Origin of the sequence: Ancylobacter novellus DSM 506, assembly GCF_000092925.1 — a bacterium.
Classification (GTDB): Bacteria; Pseudomonadota; Alphaproteobacteria; order Rhizobiales; family Xanthobacteraceae; genus Ancylobacter; species Ancylobacter novellus.
In genome coordinates this window covers 4,246,133-4,264,485 of sequence record NC_014217.1, presented here as the reverse complement: position 1 = coordinate 4,264,485, position 18,353 = coordinate 4,246,133, and the positions used below count along the sequence as shown (strand labels likewise).

Here is an 18,353-nt window from a genome sequence, read left to right as displayed (position 1 = left end):
GCGGTCACGATGGCGTGCCGCCATTGCCAATCCGAACGCCTTGATCCAGATTATTGTATTAAATCTACCCGCTTTTTTGCGTCCAAAGCTCCCATTCAGGCCCCATCATGGCATCCCTGCCGGACTTCGCTCATCAGGACCTGCAGCGACGCGCGCCGGACGAACCGCGCGCCGCGGCGGCGGCCGGGCTCGCCGCCGCCGGCCAGGGCCGCGAGAAGCGATGCCAGATCCTCAGGGGCGCGCGCGAAGTCTTCCTCGCTTGCGGCTTCGACGGCGCCAGCATGGGCGAGATCGCCCGCGCCGCCGGCGTCTCCAAGGGCACGCTCTATGTCTATTTCCCCTCGAAGGAGGAGCTGTTCGCGGCGCTGGTGACGGGCGAATGCCAGCGCACCGCCGAAGCCTGCTTCGACATGAGCGTCGAGGCGGATGTGCGCGAGGCGCTGATCGAGACCAGCCGCCGTTATGTGCGGGCGATGCTGGAGCCGGGCCATGTGCGCACGGTGCGCATGGTCATCGGCGTCGCCGAGAAGCTGCCGGAGATCGGCCGTGCCTATCTGCAGGCCGGGCAGGAGGCGGGCGTCGACCGGCTCACCGCCTGGCTGCGGGCCAAGATCGCGCGCGGCGAGCTCGTCATCGACGACGTCGAGCTGGCGGCCTGGCAGCTCCTCATCGGCTGCCATGCGCATCTGGTCATGCCGCTGATGTTCGGCGACGAAACCCGGCCGGACGCGGCGAGCATCGAACGCCTCGTCGCCCACACGGTGGATTCCTTCCTGCGCTCCTTTGCCGCGCCGCGCCGCAGCACCAGCCGGGCGCCGCTTCGTCAGCGCGGGCGCGATCCGGAGCGGCGGGGATCGAGCGCCGCCGCCTCGCCCTGCCCCAGCAGCGCGGTCAGCCCGTCGCGATAGGTCGGATAGGCCAGATTCCCGCCGAGCAGCGCATGCAGGCGCGCATTGCGCACGCGGCGATTATCGGCCCAGAAGGACAGCGCCATCGCCGACATGGTGGCGGAGGCCACCTCGAAGGGCTCCGGCGCCGGCCCTTCCACCCCGAGCAGCCCGGCGGCGAAGCGCACCGGCGCGCAGGCGGGCGCCGGCTCGTCGTCCACCACGTTGAGGATGCCGTCGAAACCCTGTTCGGCTGCGGCGCGGATGGCGCCGGCGATGTCGTCGACATGGATGCGGTTGAACATCTGGCCCGCACGCTCGATGCAGCGCGCCGAGCCGTCGGCGACGTCGATCAGCGCGTTGCGCCCCGGCCCGTAGATGCCCCCGAGCCTGAGGATCGCCACCGGGCGGCCCGCCCGTTCGCCGAGCGCGCGCCATTGCGCCTCCGCCGCGACGCGGCGTCTTGCGCGAGCGGATACGGCGCTGGGCGGGGCGTCCTCGTCGATCCAGGCGCCGCCGGTATCGCCATAGACGCCGATGGTGGAGAGATAGATGAGCGGCCCCCTGCCCCCGGCGAGCGCCTCGGCGAGGGACCTGAGGAAGGGGTCGCCCTCCTCGCCCGGCGCGGCGGTGGCGAGCACGACATCCGCCGTGCGGGCGGCGTCGAGCAGCTCGGGCGAGGCCGTGCCGTCGAAGCGGAGCGTCTCGACGCCCTCGCGGGCCGTGCCGTAGCGGCTGGTGGCGAGGCGGCGGGCGAACAGGCCGCCATGCAGCGCGACGAAGCGCTGGCCGCAATAACCGAGGCCAAGGCAGAGCAGCGTTTTCATGCGGCTTCGGACGCCCTGGCGAGCCGCCATTCCGCGCGCACCTCCGGGTCGCTCTCGCCGGCATGGGCGTCGCGAAGACGGGCGAAATCGGCGGGGTCGAGCAGGCGCGCGAGTGCCCACACCGCCGCGCCGCGCAGCAGCGGGTGATCGTCGGTGAGAAGCCGTTCCGCCTCCGGAACGAGTGCCGGATCGCCGGAATTGCCGATGGCGATCAGGACGTTGCGCAGGAAGCGCACGCGCCCGGTGCGCTTGATCGGGCTCTTGGAGAAACGGGCGCGGAAGGCCGCGTCGTCCAGCCGAGCGAGCTCAGCCAGCGCCGGCGCGCGGTTCTCGTCGCGGGCGGCGAGCCGCGCCTCGCGGCCGACTTGCGCGAACTTGTTCCACGGGCAGGCGGCGAGGCAGTCGTCGCAGCCATAGATGCGGTTGCCCATGAGCGGGCGCAGCTCGACGGGGATCGGCCCCTTATGCTCGATGGTCAGGTACGAGATGCAGCGCCGCGCATCGATGCGGTAGGCGGCGGGAAAAGCATTGGTCGGGCAGGCGTCGAGGCAGGCGCGGCAGCTGCCGCAATTGTCCCGTTCCGGCGCATCCGGCGGCAGCGCGAGGTCGGTGGCGACGGCGCCCAGCAGCAGCCAGGAGCCCTTCTCGCGCGAGACGAGATTGGTGTGCCGGCCCTGCCAGCCGAGTCCGGCGGCCTCCGCCAGCGGCTTCTCCATCAGGGGGGCGGTGTCGACGAACACCTTGACCTGCACCGCGTCAGGCCCGCCGACGCGCGGCACGAAGCGCGAGGCGATGCGCTTGAGCTTGCCCTTGATCAGCTCGTGATAGTCGTCGCCGCGGGCATAGACCGAGATGGCGCCGCGGGTCGCGTCCGCCAGCGCCGCGCGCGGGTCCTCGTCCGGGCCATAGTTGAGGCCGAGCATCAGGACGGAACGCACTTCCGGCCACATATTGCCGGGCGACGACCGCCGCGCGGCGGTCTCGGGCATCCAGTCCATGTCGCCATGCGCGCCGTCGGCGATCCACTGGTTGAGGCGCGGGGCGGCATGGGGAATGGCATCGGCCGAGGCGATGCCCATGGCGTCGAAGCCTTCCTCGCGGGCGAGCGCGAAGAGATGGGCCTTGGCGGCCTCCGGCGTCAGAAATCGAGGTCCGCGTAGCACGGCGCCGGCGGCATGCCCGCCACCGTCAGGGCGAGCAGCGGCCGGAAAGCCGGACGCGACTTGATGCGCGCGTACCAGATCTTCGCTCCCTCGTCCTCGTCCCACGGCACGTCGCCCAGATAGTCGACGCTGGATATATGGGCCGCCGCGGCGAGATCGGCATAGCTTAGCCGGTCGCCGGCGAGCCAGTTCCGCGCCTTCAGCAGCCAGCCGATATAGTGCAGATGATAGCGGATATTGGCGCGCGCCGCGCGGATCACCGCCATGTCCGGCGGGCCGCCGCCGAGCTCGCGCGGCATGTAGCGCTTGTAGACCTTCTCACGCACCAGCGGCTCGGAGACCTCGGCGAAGAACTTGTGGTTGAACCAGGCGGAGAGCCGGCGCACCTCGACGCGCGCGCCGATGTCGACCGGCAGCAGGCGGCGGTCGCCGAGCTTCGGCCCGCGGGTCTCGTCGAGATATTCGGTGATCGGGTCGATCCCCGGCACCACGAAGCCGTCATCCTCCACCAGCACCGGGGTGCTGCCTGCCGGATCCAGCATCAGGAAATCGGGCCGACGCTCCCACACCCGCTCCTCGATCAGCTCGGGCTCGATCCCCATCTCGCCGAGGGCGAGACGGACGAGACGCGAATGGGCGCAGAAGGGGTGATGATAAAGCTGCATTTTCCGGGAGAATTCGCGGCCGCCGCCGGGCGCGCCTGAAGATCGGTCTAGAAGGGTTCACACGACATCGCAAGCCATAGCGGCTTCAACATGGCAGGGTGTGCGTCCACGGAGCACCGCCACGGACGAGGATTTTTGCGCTATCGTATACGCCTCGTTAACGGGGCTGGGGAGCCACGCCATGGAAAACGCGCCCGCGCACGGCGTCTTCGTGTGGAACGAGCTCAACACGCATGACCTCGCGGCGGCCAAGGCCTTCTATGCCGCGACGCTGGGCTGGCGCTTCGAGACCATGCCCGTCGAGGGCCATGACGATTACTGCATCATCATGATGGGCGAGACGCGCGTGGGCGGCATCTTCATGCTGGCCGGCGCGCAGTTCGAGTGCGTGCCGGACGACTGGCTCGCCTATGTGGCGGTGGACGATGTCGACGCCCGCATCGCCGCCGTCGAGGCGAAGGGCGGCACGGTGCTGCGCGCGCCCTTCGAAGTGCCGGATGTGGGCCGCATCGCCATCGTGCGCGATTCGGGCGGGGCGGTTGCGGGCTGGATCACGCCCCGCATGTGAGTGCGAAAAGCCGGGCTAAACGCCCGTGGTCATTGACGATTCGGTCGATCTGTAACGCGCGTGCCATATAGGGGGCGTAAAAGCGGCGGCATATTTTACCGTCGCGCGCCGAGGCTATTTCGAGGGCACTCCTGCCGTTCGATATCTCTTACCCAAGGGAAGATCCACACGATGCAGCTGCACATCCCGACCTCCCCCGTCCGCGCTTCCGGCTATTCCATAAAGGAAGGCAGCCCTGAATTCGACGATGTCGGCCCCGGGCTCGACGAGGCCGAGGCGCTGGGGGTCGATGTGGTGGAGCTGCCGGTCTATGCGTGGCATCTGATCGTCGACGGCCGCGTGCTCTCCGACCGGGTGAACGACCTCAAGCGGGCGCTGGCCGGCCGCGAGCTCGGCTACACGGTGCACGGCACGCTCGCCATCAACCTGATGGACCTGCCCGAGCGCCTGCCGCGCCACGAGAAGGTGCTGGCGGCGAACATCGAGATCGCCTCGGCCATCGGCGCGCAGCACCTCGTCGTCCATACCGGCTTCGTGCGCGACGCCGCCGACGACATCGAGGTCGCCTATTCGCGCCAGCGCGACGCGCTCGCCCGCGCCGGGGAACTGGCGGCCGCGCGCGGCGTGACGCTGTGCGTCGAGAACATCTTCCGCTTCCCGCACACCCGCGAGACGGCGACCCCGTCCAAGCTCGCCGGCGAACTCGACGCCATCGACCACCCCTCGGTGAAGGCGACGCTCGACGTCAGCCACGCCTATATACGCTGCACCGACGCCCGGCTCGATCCGATCGCCGAGATGGCGGCGCTGGCGCGGCATGTCGCGCATTTCCACCTGCACGATTCCTTCGGCCGACCCAATGAGGGGCGCCCGACCGACATATGGACCTATCATCCCGCCGAGGCGGTGGCGTTCGGCGAGGGCGACCTGCATCTGCCGATCGGCTGGGGCTCGATCGACTGGGACGCGGTGGTGCAGGCGGTGCGTCCCGCGCCGGGCGCCATCGCGGTGCTGGAGCTGAACCCCGTCCACTGGCGCGAGCTGAAGGATCAGGTCCCGGTGCTGCAGGCCCTCGCCGCCCGCTTCCTGCCGGGCTTCGCGGCGGCGTCCTGACGCACTTCCGCCCGCGCCCGCCGAAGCTGCCGTCTTTAAGCGCATGCAGCTTCTTGCGGCGGAAACCGGCGCCCCCTATATCGGCCTCGAACGGCGCGCAGAGCGCCGTGCCCTATTGTTTGGGGGCCGGTCCGGGGGGACGGCGGGGCGCAAACCTGTCCGTTCTTCTCCGGGTGCTTCACGAAGGCCCGGCCGGCCTGCCGGAAGGAGAAACAATATGTCTAAAGTCATCGGCATCGATCTCGGCACGACCAATAGCTGCGTCGCCGTCATGGAAGGCACCTCGCCGAAGGTGATCGAGAATGCGGAAGGCGCGCGGACCACGCCGTCCATCGTCGCCTTCACCGAGGATGGCGAGCGCCTCGTCGGCCAGCCGGCCAAGCGGCAGGCGGTGACCAACCCCGAGCGCACCTTCTTCGCGGTGAAGCGCCTGATCGGCCGCCGCTACGACGACCCGATGGTCGAGAAGGACAAGAAGCTCGTCCCCTACCAGATCGTGCGCGCCGACAATGGCGACGCCTGGGTCGAGGCGGACGGCAAGAAGTATTCGCCCTCGCAGATCTCCGCCTTCACGCTGCAGAAGATGAAGGAGACCGCGGAGTCGTATCTCGGCTCGAAGGTGACGCAGGCGGTCATCACCGTCCCGGCCTATTTCAACGACGCCCAGCGCCAGGCCACCAAGGACGCCGGCCGCATCGCCGGCCTCGAAGTGCTGCGCATCATCAACGAGCCCACCGCGGCCGCGCTCGCCTACGGCCTCGACAAGAAGTCGGCCGGCACCATCGCGGTCTACGACCTCGGCGGCGGCACCTTCGACGTGTCGGTGCTGGAGATCGGCGACGGCGTGTTCGAGGTGAAGTCCACCAATGGCGACACCTTCCTGGGTGGCGAAGACTTCGACATGCGCCTGGTGAACTACCTGGCGGACGAGTTCAAGAAGGAGCAGGGCATCGACCTGCGCAACGACAAGCTCGCGCTTCAGCGCCTGAAGGAAGCGTCCGAGAAGGCCAAGATCGAGCTGTCCTCCGCGACCCAGACCGAGATCAACCTGCCCTTCATCACGGCGGATGCTAGCGGTCCGAAGCACCTGACCATGAAGCTCACCCGCGCCAAGTTCGAGGCGCTGGTGGACGACCTGATCCAGCGCACCGTCGAGCCCTGCCGCAAGGCGCTCAAGGATGCGGGCCTCTCGGCCGGGCAGATCGACGAGGTCGTCCTCGTCGGCGGCATGACCCGCATGCCGAAGGTGCAGGAAGTGGTGAAGCAGTTCTTCGGCAAGGAGCCCCACAAGGGCGTCAACCCGGATGAGGTCGTCGCCATCGGCGCCGCCATCCAGGCGGGCGTGCTGCAGGGCGACGTGAAGGACGTGCTGCTGCTCGACGTGACCCCGCTCTCGCTCGGCATCGAGACGCTGGGCGGCGTGTTCACGCGCCTGATCGACCGCAACACGACCATCCCGACCAAGAAGAGCCAGACCTTCTCCACCGCCGAGGACGGGCAGACCGCGGTCACCATTCGCGTCTTCCAGGGCGAGCGCGAGATGGCCGCGGACAACAAGATGCTCGGCCAGTTCGACCTCGTCGGCATCCCGCCGGCGCCGCGCGGCGTGCCGCAGATCGAAGTCGCCTTCGACATCGATGCCAACGGCCTCGTCAACGTGTCGGCGAAGGACAAGGGCACCGGCAAGGAGCAGCAGATCCGCATCCAGGCCTCCGGCGGCCTTTCGGATTCCGACATCGACAAGATGGTGAAGGACGCCGAGGCGCACGCCGAGGAAGACAAGAAGCGCCGTGCCGTCGTCGAGGCGAAGAACCACGCCGAGGCGCTGGTGCATTCGACCGAGAAGGCGCTCGCCGAGCATGGCGACAAGGTCGGCGCGACCGAGAAGGGCGCGATCGAGACCGCGATCGCCGAGCTCAAGAGCGCGCTGGAAGGTGACGACGCCGAGGCGATCAGCGCCAAGACCAACGCGCTGGCGCAGGCCTCGCTCAAGCTCGGCGAAGCCATGTACGCCGCCCAGCAGGGCGGTGACGACGCCGGCGGCGACGCGCCGAAGGACGATGTGGTCGACGCGGAGTTCACCGAGGTCGACGACGACAAGAAGAAGTCGGCCTGACCGGCTGATGCATCATGCCGCCGCCGGGACCCGTTCCGGCGGCGGATTTTTCTGGAGGCGCGGCTCGCGCAGGGCGTTTGCCGGCATGATTTCCTGCCCGGCAAGCTTCCTGCATGCCGGCCTTGACCGCCCTCCGGCCTGATGCCGGCCGGCGGCAATGGATGCGACGGCCCATCGACCCATGTCCAAGCGCGACTATTACGAGATCCTCGAGGTCACCAAGAGCTGCGAAGATGGCGAGCTGAAGAGCTCGTACCGCAAGCTCGCCATGAAGTGGCATCCCGACCGCAATCCCGGCAATGCCGATGCGGAGGTCCGCTTCAAGGAGGTCAGCGAGGCCTATGAGGTCCTCAAAGACCCGCAGAAGCGCGCCGCCTATGACCGCTTCGGCCACGCTGCCTTCGATGGCGGCATGGGTGGGCCCGGCGGACCCGGCTTCGGCGCCGACTTCGCCTCCACCTTCTCCGACATCTTCGACGACCTGTTCGGCATGGGCGGCGGGCGCCGCGGCGGCGGTGGCGGCGGCCGTGGCGGACGCGAGCGCGGGGCGGACCTGCGCTACAACATGGAAATCACGCTGGAGGAGGCCTTCTCCGGCAAGGACGCCACCATCCGGCTACCGACCTCCATCACCTGCGAGGCCTGCACGGGCACCGGCGCCAAGCCCGGCACCCAGCCCACCACCTGCCGCACCTGCTCGGGAAGCGGGCGCATCCGCCAGGCGCAGGGCTTCTTCACGCTGGAGCGCACCTGCCCGACCTGCCAGGGCCGCGGCCAGGTGATCGAGGATCCCTGCCCGGCCTGCGCCGGCGCCGGGCGCACCACCAAGGAGCGCACGCTGCAGGTGGCGATCCCCGCCGGCGTCGAGGACGGCACGCGTATCCGGCTCGGCAATGAGGGCGAGGCGGGCGTGCGCGGCGGGCCGCCGGGCGACCTCTACATCTTCCTGTCGCTGGCGCCGCACGACTTCTTCCAGCGCGACGGCGCCGACCTGTTCTGCCGCGCGCCGATCTCCATGGTCACTGCCTCGCTCGGCGGCTCCTTCGAGGTGCCGACCATCGACGGCGAGACCACCAAGGTGAAGGTCCCGGAAGGCACGCAGTCGGGCAAGCGCTTCCGTCTCGGCGGCAAGGGCATGCCGGTGCTGCGCACGCGCAACCGCGGCGACATGTATGTGCAGGTCGTCGTCGAGACGCCGCAGAACCTGACGCGACGTCAGCGTGAATTGCTGGCCGAGTTCGAGACCGAATGCTCGAAGGACACCCATCCCGAGGCGAGCGGCTTCTTCGCCAAGGTGAAGGATTTCTTCGCCGGCGACGCAGACTGAAGGTGGAAGCGTTATCACCACGTCATGGCAGGGCCTTAACATCGACAGCTAACCTCTCTAATGTCGGGCTCTGCTACTTTCGTGCTATCCATCCAAGCATGACCGCGCCTTCCCCCAACGGCTGACCGGAATCCAAGTCGCATGCCGCATCGTTCCGCTTTATCGACGGCGAAGACCCGCCCGGCCGCGAAGGGCCGTCCCGACGAAGTCCGCTTCCTTCAGTCCTGGCTGCAGAATCCGCTGGTCACCGGCGCGGTGTCGCCGTCTGGCCGGGCGCTTGCCCGCACCATGGCGAATTATGTCGATCCGAACGACGACGGCCCGGTCATCGAGCTCGGCCCCGGCACCGGCCCGGTCACTTCGGCGCTGGTCGCCCGCGGCATCGCGCCGGAGCGCCTGGTGCTGATCGAGTACAATCCCGAATTCTGCACCCTGCTGCGCATGCGCTTTCCCGGCGCCACGGTGATCCAGGGCGACGCCTACAACATGGCGGCGACCCTCGACGCGCGGCTCGACAAGCCGGCCGTCGCCACGGTCTCCAGCCTGCCGCTGTTCACCCGCCCGGCGCCGCAGCGCTACAGCCTGCTCGACCAGGCCTTCGGCCTGTCGCGCCCGCGCGCGCCCTTCATCCAGTTCACCTATGCGGTGGTCTCGCCGGTGCCGCTGGTGCCGGAGCGCTTCGACGCGCATGTGAGCCAGCGCATCTGGGCCAATCTCCCGCCCGCCCGCGTTTGGGTCTATCGTTCCAACGAGGCGCAGGCGCCGGCCGAACTGGACGCGGCCCGGGCCTGAACGCCGGCCCGCCGCCCTTTCCGATCCTGAAGCGAGAGGGAGCTCCCATGCGCGCCCCGCGTATCGTCGTCTTTGCCGGTTCCATCCGCACCGGCTCCTATTCGGCGCGCCTCGCCGCGCTGGCGGCGCGCGAGCTCGCGCTGATGGAATGCGAGCCGGTGCTGCTCTCGCTCGCCGACTATCCGCTGCCGATCTACGACGCCGACTTGGAGGCCGAATCCGGCGTGCCCGAGCCGGCGCGACAGCTGCGCGACCAGCTCGCCAGCGCCGACGGCGTGTTCATCGCCACCCCCGAATACAATGCCGGCTTCCCGCCGCTGCTGAAGAACGCCATCGACTGGGCGAGCCGCGTGCGCGGTGGCGAGGGCGACGCCTTCAAGGGCCCGGTCTACGCCATCGGCTCGACCTCGCCGGGCGGTCTCGGCGGCTACCGCGCCTCGATGATGTTGCGCCAGACGCTGGCGCTGGGCCTCAACGTGCTGGTGCTCGCCGAGCAGGTGATGGTGGCCGGCGCCGCCAACGCCTTCACCGAGGACGGCGACTTCAAGGACGAGCGCGCGCTTGAGAGGTTGCGCGCGGTGATGTCTACGCTTATCGAGCAAGCGGCGCTCAGGGCAGGTCTGCGCGCCTAGGGCATTTCGAAGAGAAATGCCCTAGCTTGTTCGATCCAGAGCACTTTCTTGTCGTTCCGATGGTTCCATCCGGACGGAAGGGGCTCTGAAGCCGCGGAGAGCTTCATGAGCGCGCCCATCCCCGACCCGCGAGACCGGCTCATCGTCGCGCTCGACCTGCCGTCGGTGGGCGCAGCCGAGAGCATCGTCTCCCGCCTCGGCGATACCGCGACCTTCTACAAGATCGGCTATGAGCTCGGCTTCGCCGGTGGCCTCGGCTTCGCCCGCGAGCTGATCGCCGAGGGCAAGAAGGTGTTCATCGACTTCAAGCTGCACGACATCGGCAACACGGTGGCGCGCGGCGTCGCCAGCCTCGCGGCGCTGGGCGCCAGCTTCGCCACCGTCCACGCCTATCCGCAGACCATGCGCGCGGCGATGGAAGGCAAGGGCGCGAGCCCGTTGCGCATCCTCGCCGTCACCGTGCTGACCTCCTATGACGATGCCGACCTCGACGAGGCCGGCTACCGCGCCGACGTCGCCTCGACCGTGGCGGCGCGAGTGGCGCAGGCGCGCGAGATCGGCGTCGACGGCATCGTCTGCGCCCCCACCGACGCGGCCAAGGTGCGCGGCCTGCTCGGCGCGAAGGGCGCCATCGTCACCCCCGGCGTGCGCCCGGACGGCGCCGCCACCGGCGACCAGAAGCGCGTCGCCACGCCCTTCGCGGCGATCCGCGCCGGCGCCGACCATCTGGTGGTCGGCCGGCCGATCCTCGCCTCGCCCGATCCCGCCGCCGCGGCAAGGGCGGTGCAGGCCGAGGTCGCCCGGGCCCTTTCCGCTCAGGTGCCGAGCGCCTGAGCGCCAAACAGAGGAACACGACGATGGCCAAGGGCTACTGGATCAGCCGCCTCGATGTGAACGACGCCGAGGGCTACAAGCCCTATATCCAGGGCGCCACCGCCGCCATCGCGGCCTTTGGCGGGCGCTTCCTGGTGCGCGGCGGCAAGTTCGAGGCGCTGGAAGGCGCGTCGCGCTCGCGCAACGTCGTGGTCGAGTTCAAGGACTACGAGACCGCGCTCGCCTGCTTCCACTCGCCCGAATACCAGGCCGCCTATACCCATCGCCTCGCCGCTTCCGAGGGCGACCATGTGATCGTCGAGGGCTATGAGGGCGTGCAGCCGGCCGCCCGCGTCATCTCCGGCCCGCCCGAAGGACCGGATCCGGGCTACTGGGTGATGCGCATCGATGTGCACGACCCGGAAACCTACAAGTCCTACGTCGCCGCCGACGCCATCGCGGTCGAGAAGTACAAGGGCTGGTTCCTGGTGCGCGGCGGGCGCTACGAGGCGGTGCACGGCATCGCGCGCTCGCGCAACGTGGTCCTCGCCTTCCCCGACTACACGACCGCGCTCGCGGCCTACAACTCGCCCGAATACCAGTACGCGCTCGGCTTCCGCACCAAGGCGGCGGTCGCCGAGGCGATCGCGGTCCATGGCGGCTGAGCCGTTTGCGCGCAGGAACGCGCGGCGGCGGAATCGGTCGAGCGGGGAGGCGAACGCGCAAGCGCGGCCGGCCCGTTGGCATTGCTGAGCCGGCGGCTTGTGGACAAGCGGGGCGCGTTCTGCTATCTGCGCCACCTTGACCGGCCGCCTGCCTCCTCGTGAGGTTACGCACCGGCCCAGAATTCAACGCATGCGTGAAGCGAAGCACGAAGAGGAACACACGTGCAGGTTCTCGTTCGGGACAACAACGTCGACCAGGCCCTCAAGGCGCTGAAGAAGAAGATGCAGCGCGAAGGCATTTTCCGCGAGATGAAGCTGCGCGGCCACTACGAGAAGCCGTCCGAGAAGCGCGCCCGCGAGGAGGCCGAGGCCATCCGCCGCGCTCGCAAGCTGGCCCGTAAGCGCGCCCAGCGCGAAGGCCTGCTGCCCTCGAAGCCGAAGACCGTTCCCGGCCGCGGCTGAGGCGACGGCTGCTTCCGCAGCCCGCAGCCGATTGAACATGCAGAGCGCGGTGACGAGGGTCGCCGCGCTTTTGTCGTTGGGGCTGCGTTGCAGCGCTGAGGATCGTCATGGCCGGGCTTGACCCGGCCATCCACGTCGTCGGCTCCACGCGGTGCGCGCTGGTCCCAAGTCGTGGATCCCCGGGTCAAGCCCGGGGATGACGGTTGGAAGGCGGCAATCACCATCCCGACGACCCTCATCCTTCGAGGCTCGCTGCGCAAGCACCTCAGGATGAGGGCGCTTTATGGGATCAGGTTTCGGGAGTACGACCGCCCAGCCTCACTGCCGGTTGAACGGCACCGTGTATTCGCCGGCGCGGATGCGGCCGGCGAGGCGCTCGGCGAAGCCCGCGGCGGCTTCCTCGCCATAGGTGGCGACCATGGAGCGGATGGCGGTGAACAGCGCCGCCTGCGCGAGGCAGTCCTCGTCCAGCCCGTCATAGACGGCCTCGTTCCACGCCTCGTCGAGATAGGCGAGCGCGGCGTGGCGCTCGTCCTCGAGCGCGCTGTCGGTCTTGCCATCGATGTCGTGCGTTTCCGGAAGCTGGGACAATTCGATCCTCCGCGTGCGAGCGACGCGCCATGAGTTGGACCTTAGCACGCCGTGCCGGCCGTTCCGCCCAAGAATTGAAGGACGGTTAATATGGCGCGGCAAAAATGCGACACGCCGGGCGAATTCGCGCCATCCTAGCCGGATCAGTTGCTGCCGTAGCGCGCCGCAATGTCGCGGGAGAGTTTTGCGCCCGTCTCCAGGTAGCGCTGGCTGGCCAGCTCGGCCGAGGGCGTGCAGGTGCGGTAGACCTGCTTGTAGCTCTCATAGCCGTTGTTGAAGGCGGCGATGAGCTGGCCGCGCCGGTCGCCGGAGGGCGCCTCGACGTCGAGCAGGCCGGCCATCTCGTCGCGCCAGCGCGTCGCCTCCGCCGCCCCGCAGAGCGGGCGGATGTAATGCAGCGCGCCGAGGATCTCCGCGAGGCGCAGCAGGTCACCCTCATAAGGCGGCGCCGCGCCCTGCGTTGTCTGCGCCGTCGCCGGCAGGGCAAGACCGAGCAGGAGGACGGCACCGAGGGCGGAGCGGAGGACGCGGTTCATGGCCGCTGTGGTGCGCTGCCTGAGAGCGAGCGTCAAGGGGCCGCGGGCGAAGGCCGGGCCCGGAGCCTCGATCTGCAATTCCCCTTCCTCATCCCCGGGCTTGACCCGGGAACCCAGACTTTCCGCCTGCACCCGGTCACTGGGTGGCCGGGTCAAGCCCGGCCATGAGGGGGAACCCCTGCGTCCCTCACGTCGAATGCGTGCTGGCGGCGGCGAAGGCGATGAGGCGCGCCGCCTCGACGATGCCGGCGAGGCCGGGCGTCGTCTCCTCGGGCAGCACGGATGGGTCGAACCAGCCGACCTCGGCCGCCTCCGGCCCGACCGCCGGCTCGCCGCCGGTCCAGCGCGCGGCATGGCTGACGACGACGAAATGGGCGGAAAGGCCGCCGGCCTCATCGCGCTGGATGACATCGAGCGCCCCGGCGAAGCCGAGTATGTCGCAGGCGACGCCGACCTCCTCCATCACCTCGCGCGCCGCGGCCTCGGCCAGCGTCTCGCCGGGTTCGACCCGGCCGCCGGGCAGGGTCCACAGCCCCGGCGAGGGCGCGCGGCCGCGCCGCGCCAGCAGCACGCGCCCGTCCCGGAAGACCGCGGTGCTGGCCGCGAGAACGGGCCGGATCGGCGTCGACATGCGCTCTTCTCCCATTGAGAGGCGAATCGGCGCCATGCTAGCGCAGGTGCCGGCGCCCGAAAGGGGCCGCATTCGGATCGGAGATTTCGGTGATGTTCAAGGGAGCGGCGATGAGACAGGTTCACGCAAGGACGGCGATCCTCGCCGCAATGCTGCTCACCGCCCTGCCGGCCGCGGCGCAGAACGGGCCGCAGGCCGCGACGACCGCCAAGCCGGACCCGGTCTGCGCCAGCTATGGCGCCGGCTTCGCCCGGGTTCCGGGCACGCAGACCTGCGTGAAGATGAGCAGCAGCGTGCAGACCGACGCCTATGGCACCGACGTCTCCGGCTCGGCCAGGGTCGATGCCCTCGCGCCGGCCCTGAAGAGCAAATGATCAGCGCCCGAACGCCGCGAAATAGCGCGCGATGATGCCGGCATAGACGTCGGTGAGCCGCTCGACCTCGTCGACCGGCGTCGCCTCGTCCACCTGGTGCATGGTGGTGCCGACCAGCCCGAACTCGACCACCGGGCAGTAATCCTTGATGAAGCGCGCATCCGAGGTGCCGCCGGTGGTGGAGAGCTCCGGCTTCTGCCCGGTAGCAGTGGCGATCGCGTCGACCACGAGGTCGACGAATTCGCCCGGCGCGGTGAGGAAGCTGTCGGAATTGCGCGGCTCGATGGCGAGCGAGAAGCGCACCTCGTTGCCGGCGGCGGCCTTCAGCCGGCGCTCGATCTCGGCGGTGAGCGTCGCCGGGGTCCACAGCTCGTTGAAGCGGATGTTGAAGCGCGCCCGCGCCTCGGCCGGGATGACGTTAAAGGCCGGGTTGCCGACGTCGACCGAGACGACCTCGAGGTTCGAGGCCTGGAAATGCTCGGTGCCGCGGTCGAGCGGCTCGGCCTGCAGCCCGGCGAGCAGCTTCACCATGCCGGGGATCGGGTTCTCGGCGAGGTGCGGATAGCCGACATGGCCCTGCTTGCCGTGCACGGTGAGCGAGCCCGACAGCGAGCCGCGCCGGCCGATCTTCACCATGTCGCCGAGCGCGGCGCGCGAGGAGGGCTCGCCCAGCACGCAATGGTCGATGCGCTCGTCGCGGTCGGCGAGCCAGCGCAGCAGCTTCTCGGTGCCGTTGATCGCCGGGCCTTCCTCGTCGCCGGTGATGAGGAAGGAGATCGAGCCCGGCAGCGCGCCGTCGCCCGACCAGCCATTGGCGCCGGCGAAATCGAGGCCGGCGGCGATGAAGGCGGCGACCCCGCCCTTCATGTCCACCGCGCCGCGGCCATAGATCAGCCCGTCATGGATGGCGCCCTCGAAGGGCGGGAAGCGCCAGTGCTCGGGATCGCCCGGCGGCACCACGTCGGTATGGCCGGCGAAGCAGAGGTTCGGCCCCTTGTCGCCGAAGCGGGCATAGAGGTTCTCGACGTCCGGCGTGTTGGGGCTGGTCAGCTTCACCCGATGGACGGTGAAGCCGGCGGCGCGCAGCAGCGATTCCAGGAAGGCGAGCGCCCCGCCCTCTTCCGGCGTTATCGACGGGCAGCGGATCAGCGCCCGCAGGATCTCGACGGGATCGGCCCTGACGACGTCTGCCATGCCACTCTCCTGTGTCCGCTCGCCGCCCGCCGGCGCCGATCAATCCCGCAGCAGGTCGTTGATCGAGGTCTTGGAGCGGGTCTGCTCGTCGACGCGCTTGACGATCACCGCGCAGTAGAGCGAGGGGCCGGGCGTGCCGTCCGGCAGCGGCTTGCCGGGGAGCGAGCCGGGCACCACGACGGAATAGGCCGGCACCTCGCCGACGAACACCTCGCCGGTGGCGCGGTCGACGATCTTGGTGGTGGCGGAGATGAACACGCCCATGGAGAGCACGGAGCCGCGGCGCACCACCACGCCCTCGACCACCTCGGAGCGGGCGCCGATGAAGCAGTCGTCCTCGATGATCACCGGGCCGGCCTGCAGCGGCTCCAGCACGCCGCCGATGCCGACGCCGCCGGACAGGTGCACATTGGCGCCGATCTGCGCGCAGGAGCCGACGGTCGCCCAGGTGTCGACCATGGTGCTGGCGCCGACATGGGCGCCGAGATTGACGAAGGACGGCATCAGCACGACGTTCGGGGCGATATAGGCCGAGCGGCGCACGATGGCGCCCGGCACGGCGCGGAAGCCGGCCGCGCGGAATTCGCTCTCGCCCCAGCCGTCGAACTTGGAGGGCACCTTGTCCCACCAATGCGCGCCGCCCGGCGCGCCGGGGATAGCGCTCATGTCGTTGAGGCGGAAGGAGAGCAGCACCGCCTTCTTGAGCCACTGGTTGACGGTCCACTTGCCGTCCGCGCCCGGCTCGGCGACGCGCGCCTTGCCGGCGTCGAGCAGGCCGAGCGCCTCGTTGACCGCGTGGCGCACAGCGCCGCCGGTCTCGAAATTGATCGACGCGCGGTCCTCGAAGGCCGCCTCGATGGTGCTCTGAAGCTCGCTCGACATGTCACTCTCCCGCTGTCCGGCGGGTCTTGTCCGGTCGCGGGCGGTTTCTGTCAACGGGGATGTGGGCGAACCGCTTGGGAGCCGGCGAACTTCGCCTCCACGGGACTGTCCTCATCCTGAGGTGCCCTATGGGGCGCGCAAGCTGTTCAGGAAGCCGGTCAGGTCGTCCGTCACCACGTCGATATGCTCGCCGTCGCGGCCCTCGTGCTCCCACGCCTCGCGGTCGGCGGGGTTCACGGCAAGGCCCGGCGGCACGACGAGCACGGTGCGCATGCCGAGCTGCGCCGGCACTTCGAGGTTCCGCGCGAGGTCCTCGAACATGGCGGCACGGCCCGGATCGACCTCGAAGCGGGCAAGGAAGCCGCGATAGGCGCTCTCCTGCGGCTTGGGATGAAACTCGGCCGAGACGATGTCGTGCACGTCGGCGAAGTGGTCGGAGATGCCGAGCTTGTTCAACACCTGCTCGGCATGGCCGCGCGAGCCGTTGGTGTAGACCAGCTTGCGACCGGGGAGCGCGCCGATCGCCTCGCCCAGCGCCGGCGCCGCCTCCAGCGAGGTCAGGTCGATGGCGTGGACCTCGGCGAGGAAGGCGTCGGGGTCCATGGCGTGCTCGATCATCAGCCCGCGCAGCGAGGTGCCGTATTTGCGGTAATAGCCCTTCTGCAGCGCGAAGGCCTCGTCGAGCGTGATGCCGAGGAAGCGCGAGATATAGGCGCGCATCTTCACATCGATCTGCCGCCACAGATCGAGGCCCGGCGGATAGAGCGTGTTGTCGAGGTCGAACACCCATGTCTCGACATGGGAGAAATCGATGGCGGAAGCATCGGCGCGGGCTGAAGTCGGCATGGCGCCATCCATAGCGAAGACCGATCAGCGAGGCGAGGCGGGATTCGCGCTCCCCGCCTGTCACGCCCTCATCCTGAGGTGCCCGGCCACAGGCCGGGCCTCGAAGGATGCTCGTCCGGGTGCGCTTAAGCGAGCATCCTTCGAGGCGCGCTGCGCGCGCACCTCAGGATGAGGTCGCGCGCGGGGTTGGATCAGCGCGTCATCAGCGTGCCGGAGCCGTGGTCGGTCAGCAGCTCCAGCAGCACCGAATGCGGCACCTTGCCGTCGAGGATCACCACCCCCTCGACGCCCTGCTCCAGCGCGTAGATGCAGGTCTCGACCTTCGGGATCATGCCGCCGGAGATGGTGCCGTCGGCGATCAGCGCCCGCGCTTGGGAGATGGTCAGCTCCTTGATCAGCTGCTTGTCGGCGTCGAGCACGCCCGGCACGTCGGTGAGCAGCAGCAGGCGCTTGGCCTTGAGCGCACCGGCGATGGCGCCGGCGAAGGTGTCGGCGTTGACGTTGAAGGTGCCGCCGTCAACGCCGGTGGCGACCGGCGCCAGCACCGGGATGAGATCGCGGCCGAGGATCTGGTCGAGCACGGTGGTGTCCACCGTCTCCGGCTCGCCGACGAAGCCGAGGTCGATCACCTGCTCGATGTTGGAATCCGGGTCGCGGACGGAGCGCGTCACCTTGGAGGCGAGGACCATGTTGCCGTCCTTGCCGCTGAGGCCGAGCGCCTTGCCGCCGGCCTCGTTGATGAAGCCGACCAGGGATTTGTTGATCGAGCCGGCCAGCACCATCTCGACGATCTCGACGGTGGCCTTGTCGGTGATGCGCAGGCCGGCGGCGAATTCGGACTTGATGCCGAGCTTGGCCAGCATGGCGCCGATCTGCGGGCCGCCGCCATGCACCACCACCGGGTTCACGCCGGACTGCTCGAGCAGCACGATGTCCTGCGCGAAGTCCCGCGCCACCTGCTCGTCGCCCATGGCGTGGCCGCCATATTTCACCACGACGATGGCGTCGTCGTAGCGCTGCATGTGCGGCAGCGCCTGCACCAGCACGCGGGCCTTGGCGTGGTCGTCGATGATGTCGGCGGCGGTCTCGGCGGCGGTCTCGGCGGTCATGGGCGGGAATCCGTGGACGCGGGCGGGCCGGTGGCGGCCGCAGGGGCGGGACAGGCGAGCCCTTCTAGCCGATTTCGGTGACGCTTCTCAATCGCCCTTGCCGGCCAGCGCCGCGGGCGTGCGCGCAAGCCAAAGGTTGCGGCCGCCCTCCTGTCCGCGA

General features: G+C 69.3%; 21 protein-coding genes and 1 pseudogene. 12 read left to right on the top strand and 10 right to left on the bottom strand.

Going from position 1 to position 18,353, the window contains the following annotated elements:
- The first annotated feature begins 107 nt into the window (after positions 1-107).
- Positions 108-908, top strand: coding sequence for a TetR/AcrR family transcriptional regulator (locus SNOV_RS20075; protein ID WP_013168804.1), 801 nt, complete (start codon positions 108-110; stop codon positions 906-908).
- On the opposite strand, the gene SNOV_RS20070 is transcribed toward SNOV_RS20075, so the two are convergent.
- The 3 genes from SNOV_RS20070 to SNOV_RS20060 are packed head-to-tail and all read right to left on the bottom strand — an operon-like array spanning position 824 to position 3,542.
- On the bottom strand, positions 824-1,714 hold the full coding sequence (locus SNOV_RS20070; RefSeq protein WP_013168803.1) for an NAD-dependent epimerase/dehydratase family protein: 891 nt from the start codon (positions 1,712-1,714) through the stop codon (positions 824-826). The two genes, SNOV_RS20075 and SNOV_RS20070, sit on opposite strands and share 85 nt — an antisense overlap.
- A complete protein-coding gene (gene queG, locus SNOV_RS20065; protein WP_013168802.1) occupies positions 1,711-2,877 on the bottom strand; it encodes a tRNA epoxyqueuosine(34) reductase QueG in 1,167 nt (388 codons plus the stop codon). The genes SNOV_RS20070 and queG overlap by 4 nt, the downstream gene beginning before the upstream one ends.
- Complete coding sequence (locus SNOV_RS20060; protein ID WP_013168801.1) at positions 2,853-3,542, bottom strand: glutathione S-transferase family protein; 690 nt, start codon at positions 3,540-3,542, stop codon at positions 2,853-2,855. The genes queG and SNOV_RS20060 overlap by 25 nt, the downstream gene beginning before the upstream one ends.
- A 181-nt stretch (positions 3,543-3,723) precedes the next feature.
- On the opposite strand from SNOV_RS20060, the gene SNOV_RS20055 reads away from it, so the two are divergent.
- From SNOV_RS20055 to rpsU, 10 genes and pseudogenes are all read left to right on the top strand, one after another.
- Positions 3,724-4,110, top strand: coding sequence for a VOC family protein (locus SNOV_RS20055; protein ID WP_013168800.1), 387 nt, complete (start codon positions 3,724-3,726; stop codon positions 4,108-4,110).
- Positions 4,111-4,281: 171 nt separating this feature from the next.
- The gene (locus tag SNOV_RS20050) at positions 4,282-5,223 is read left to right on the top strand and encodes a sugar phosphate isomerase/epimerase family protein (RefSeq protein ID WP_013168799.1); all 942 of its coding nucleotides are present in this window, start codon (positions 4,282-4,284) and stop codon (positions 5,221-5,223) included.
- Positions 5,224-5,440: 217 nt separating this feature from the next.
- Positions 5,441-7,339 carry a molecular chaperone DnaK gene (gene dnaK, locus SNOV_RS20045; RefSeq protein WP_013168798.1) on the top strand — a complete coding sequence of 633 codons (1,899 nt, stop codon included), beginning with the start codon at positions 5,441-5,443 and terminating at the stop codon, positions 7,337-7,339.
- 181 nt (positions 7,340-7,520) lie between these two features.
- A complete protein-coding gene (dnaJ, locus tag SNOV_RS20040) occupies positions 7,521-8,666 on the top strand; it encodes a molecular chaperone DnaJ (RefSeq protein ID WP_013168797.1) in 1,146 nt (381 codons plus the stop codon).
- A 141-nt stretch (positions 8,667-8,807) separates the two neighbouring features.
- Entirely contained in the window at positions 8,808-9,458 is a 651-nt protein-coding gene (locus SNOV_RS20035; protein ID WP_013168796.1) for a class I SAM-dependent methyltransferase, read from the top strand.
- Between the two features lie 47 nt (positions 9,459-9,505).
- Positions 9,506-10,090: an NADPH-dependent FMN reductase gene (locus SNOV_RS20030; RefSeq protein ID WP_013168795.1), complete on the top strand. Its 585-nt coding sequence runs from the start codon at positions 9,506-9,508 to the stop codon at positions 10,088-10,090.
- Between the two features lie 105 nt (positions 10,091-10,195).
- Positions 10,196-10,924: an orotidine-5'-phosphate decarboxylase gene (pyrF, locus tag SNOV_RS20025; protein ID WP_013168794.1), complete on the top strand. Its 729-nt coding sequence runs from the start codon at positions 10,196-10,198 to the stop codon at positions 10,922-10,924.
- A 23-nt stretch (positions 10,925-10,947) separates the two neighbouring features.
- Positions 10,948-11,247, top strand: a pseudogene (locus tag SNOV_RS24180) (DUF1330 domain-containing protein); the annotation flags it as partial.
- Positions 11,239-11,568: a DUF1330 domain-containing protein gene (locus SNOV_RS24175; RefSeq protein WP_417872119.1), complete on the top strand. Its 330-nt coding sequence runs from the start codon at positions 11,239-11,241 to the stop codon at positions 11,566-11,568. The pseudogene SNOV_RS24180 and the gene SNOV_RS24175, both read left to right, overlap by 9 nt.
- 222 nt (positions 11,569-11,790) lie before the next feature.
- Positions 11,791-12,030: a 30S ribosomal protein S21 gene (gene rpsU / locus SNOV_RS20015; RefSeq protein ID WP_013168792.1), complete on the top strand. Its 240-nt coding sequence runs from the start codon at positions 11,791-11,793 to the stop codon at positions 12,028-12,030.
- 318 nt (positions 12,031-12,348) lie between these two features.
- On the opposite strand, the gene SNOV_RS20010 is transcribed toward rpsU, so the two are convergent.
- From SNOV_RS20010 to SNOV_RS20000, 3 genes are all read right to left on the bottom strand, one after another.
- Positions 12,349-12,621, bottom strand: coding sequence for a hypothetical protein (locus SNOV_RS20010; protein ID WP_013168791.1), 273 nt, complete (start codon positions 12,619-12,621; stop codon positions 12,349-12,351).
- Positions 12,622-12,764: 143 nt separating this feature from the next.
- Entirely contained in the window at positions 12,765-13,157 is a 393-nt protein-coding gene (locus SNOV_RS20005; RefSeq protein ID WP_041783699.1) for a TIGR02301 family protein, read from the bottom strand.
- A 187-nt stretch (positions 13,158-13,344) separates the two neighbouring features.
- On the bottom strand, positions 13,345-13,788 hold the full coding sequence (locus SNOV_RS20000; protein ID WP_013168789.1) for an NUDIX hydrolase: 444 nt from the start codon (positions 13,786-13,788) through the stop codon (positions 13,345-13,347).
- Between the two features lie 110 nt (positions 13,789-13,898).
- Here SNOV_RS20000 and SNOV_RS19995 point away from each other — a divergent pair, with 110 nt between their 5' ends.
- Entirely contained in the window at positions 13,899-14,162 is a 264-nt protein-coding gene (locus tag SNOV_RS19995) for a porin (RefSeq protein ID WP_244412803.1), read from the top strand.
- Here SNOV_RS19995 and dapE read toward each other — a convergent pair whose 3' ends face one another.
- From dapE to argB, 4 genes are all read right to left on the bottom strand, one after another.
- Positions 14,163-15,356 (bottom strand): succinyl-diaminopimelate desuccinylase, encoded by a 1,194-nt coding sequence (dapE, locus tag SNOV_RS19990; RefSeq protein ID WP_013168787.1) that lies wholly within the window; start codon positions 15,354-15,356, stop codon positions 14,163-14,165.
- Positions 15,357-15,395: 39 nt separating this feature from the next.
- On the bottom strand, positions 15,396-16,238 hold the full coding sequence (gene dapD, locus SNOV_RS19985) for a 2,3,4,5-tetrahydropyridine-2,6-dicarboxylate N-succinyltransferase (RefSeq protein WP_013168786.1): 843 nt from the start codon (positions 16,236-16,238) through the stop codon (positions 15,396-15,398).
- A gap of 126 nt (positions 16,239-16,364) precedes the next feature.
- Positions 16,365-17,084, bottom strand: a complete 720-nt coding sequence (locus SNOV_RS19980; RefSeq protein WP_013168785.1) for a pyrimidine 5'-nucleotidase — start codon at positions 17,082-17,084, stop codon at positions 16,365-16,367.
- Positions 17,085-17,275: 191 nt separating this feature from the next.
- Positions 17,276-18,193, bottom strand: a complete 918-nt coding sequence (gene argB, locus SNOV_RS19975; protein ID WP_013168784.1) for an acetylglutamate kinase — start codon at positions 18,191-18,193, stop codon at positions 17,276-17,278.
- Positions 18,194-18,353 lie beyond the last annotated feature (160 nt).

Coding starts and splice junctions, on each gene's coding strand:
- SNOV_RS20075 (WP_013168804.1), top strand. CDS start 108: ATGGCATCCCTGCCGGACTTCGCTCATCAGGACCTGCAGCGACGCGCG.
- SNOV_RS20070 (WP_013168803.1), bottom strand. CDS start 1,714: ATGAAAACGCTGCTCTGCCTTGGCCTCGGTTATTGCGGCCAGCGCTTC.
- SNOV_RS20060 (WP_013168801.1), bottom strand. CDS start 3,542: ATGCAGCTTTATCATCACCCCTTCTGCGCCCATTCGCGTCTCGTCCGT.
- SNOV_RS20055 (WP_013168800.1), top strand. CDS start 3,724: ATGGAAAACGCGCCCGCGCACGGCGTCTTCGTGTGGAACGAGCTCAAC.
- SNOV_RS20050 (WP_013168799.1), top strand. CDS start 4,282: ATGCAGCTGCACATCCCGACCTCCCCCGTCCGCGCTTCCGGCTATTCC.
- dnaK (WP_013168798.1), top strand. CDS start 5,441: ATGTCTAAAGTCATCGGCATCGATCTCGGCACGACCAATAGCTGCGTC.
- dnaJ (WP_013168797.1), top strand. CDS start 7,521: ATGTCCAAGCGCGACTATTACGAGATCCTCGAGGTCACCAAGAGCTGC.
- SNOV_RS20035 (WP_013168796.1), top strand. CDS start 8,808: ATGCCGCATCGTTCCGCTTTATCGACGGCGAAGACCCGCCCGGCCGCG.
- SNOV_RS20030 (WP_013168795.1), top strand. CDS start 9,506: ATGCGCGCCCCGCGTATCGTCGTCTTTGCCGGTTCCATCCGCACCGGC.
- pyrF (WP_013168794.1), top strand. CDS start 10,196: ATGAGCGCGCCCATCCCCGACCCGCGAGACCGGCTCATCGTCGCGCTC.
- SNOV_RS20005 (WP_041783699.1), bottom strand. CDS start 13,157: ATGAACCGCGTCCTCCGCTCCGCCCTCGGTGCCGTCCTCCTGCTCGGT.
- SNOV_RS20000 (WP_013168789.1), bottom strand. CDS start 13,788: ATGTCGACGCCGATCCGGCCCGTTCTCGCGGCCAGCACCGCGGTCTTC.
- SNOV_RS19995 (WP_244412803.1), top strand. CDS start 13,899: ATGAGACAGGTTCACGCAAGGACGGCGATCCTCGCCGCAATGCTGCTC.
- dapE (WP_013168787.1), bottom strand. CDS start 15,356: ATGGCAGACGTCGTCAGGGCCGATCCCGTCGAGATCCTGCGGGCGCTG.
- dapD (WP_013168786.1), bottom strand. CDS start 16,238: ATGTCGAGCGAGCTTCAGAGCACCATCGAGGCGGCCTTCGAGGACCGC.
- SNOV_RS19980 (WP_013168785.1), bottom strand. CDS start 17,084: ATGCCGACTTCAGCCCGCGCCGATGCTTCCGCCATCGATTTCTCCCAT.
- argB (WP_013168784.1), bottom strand. CDS start 18,193: ATGACCGCCGAGACCGCCGCCGAGACCGCCGCCGACATCATCGACGAC.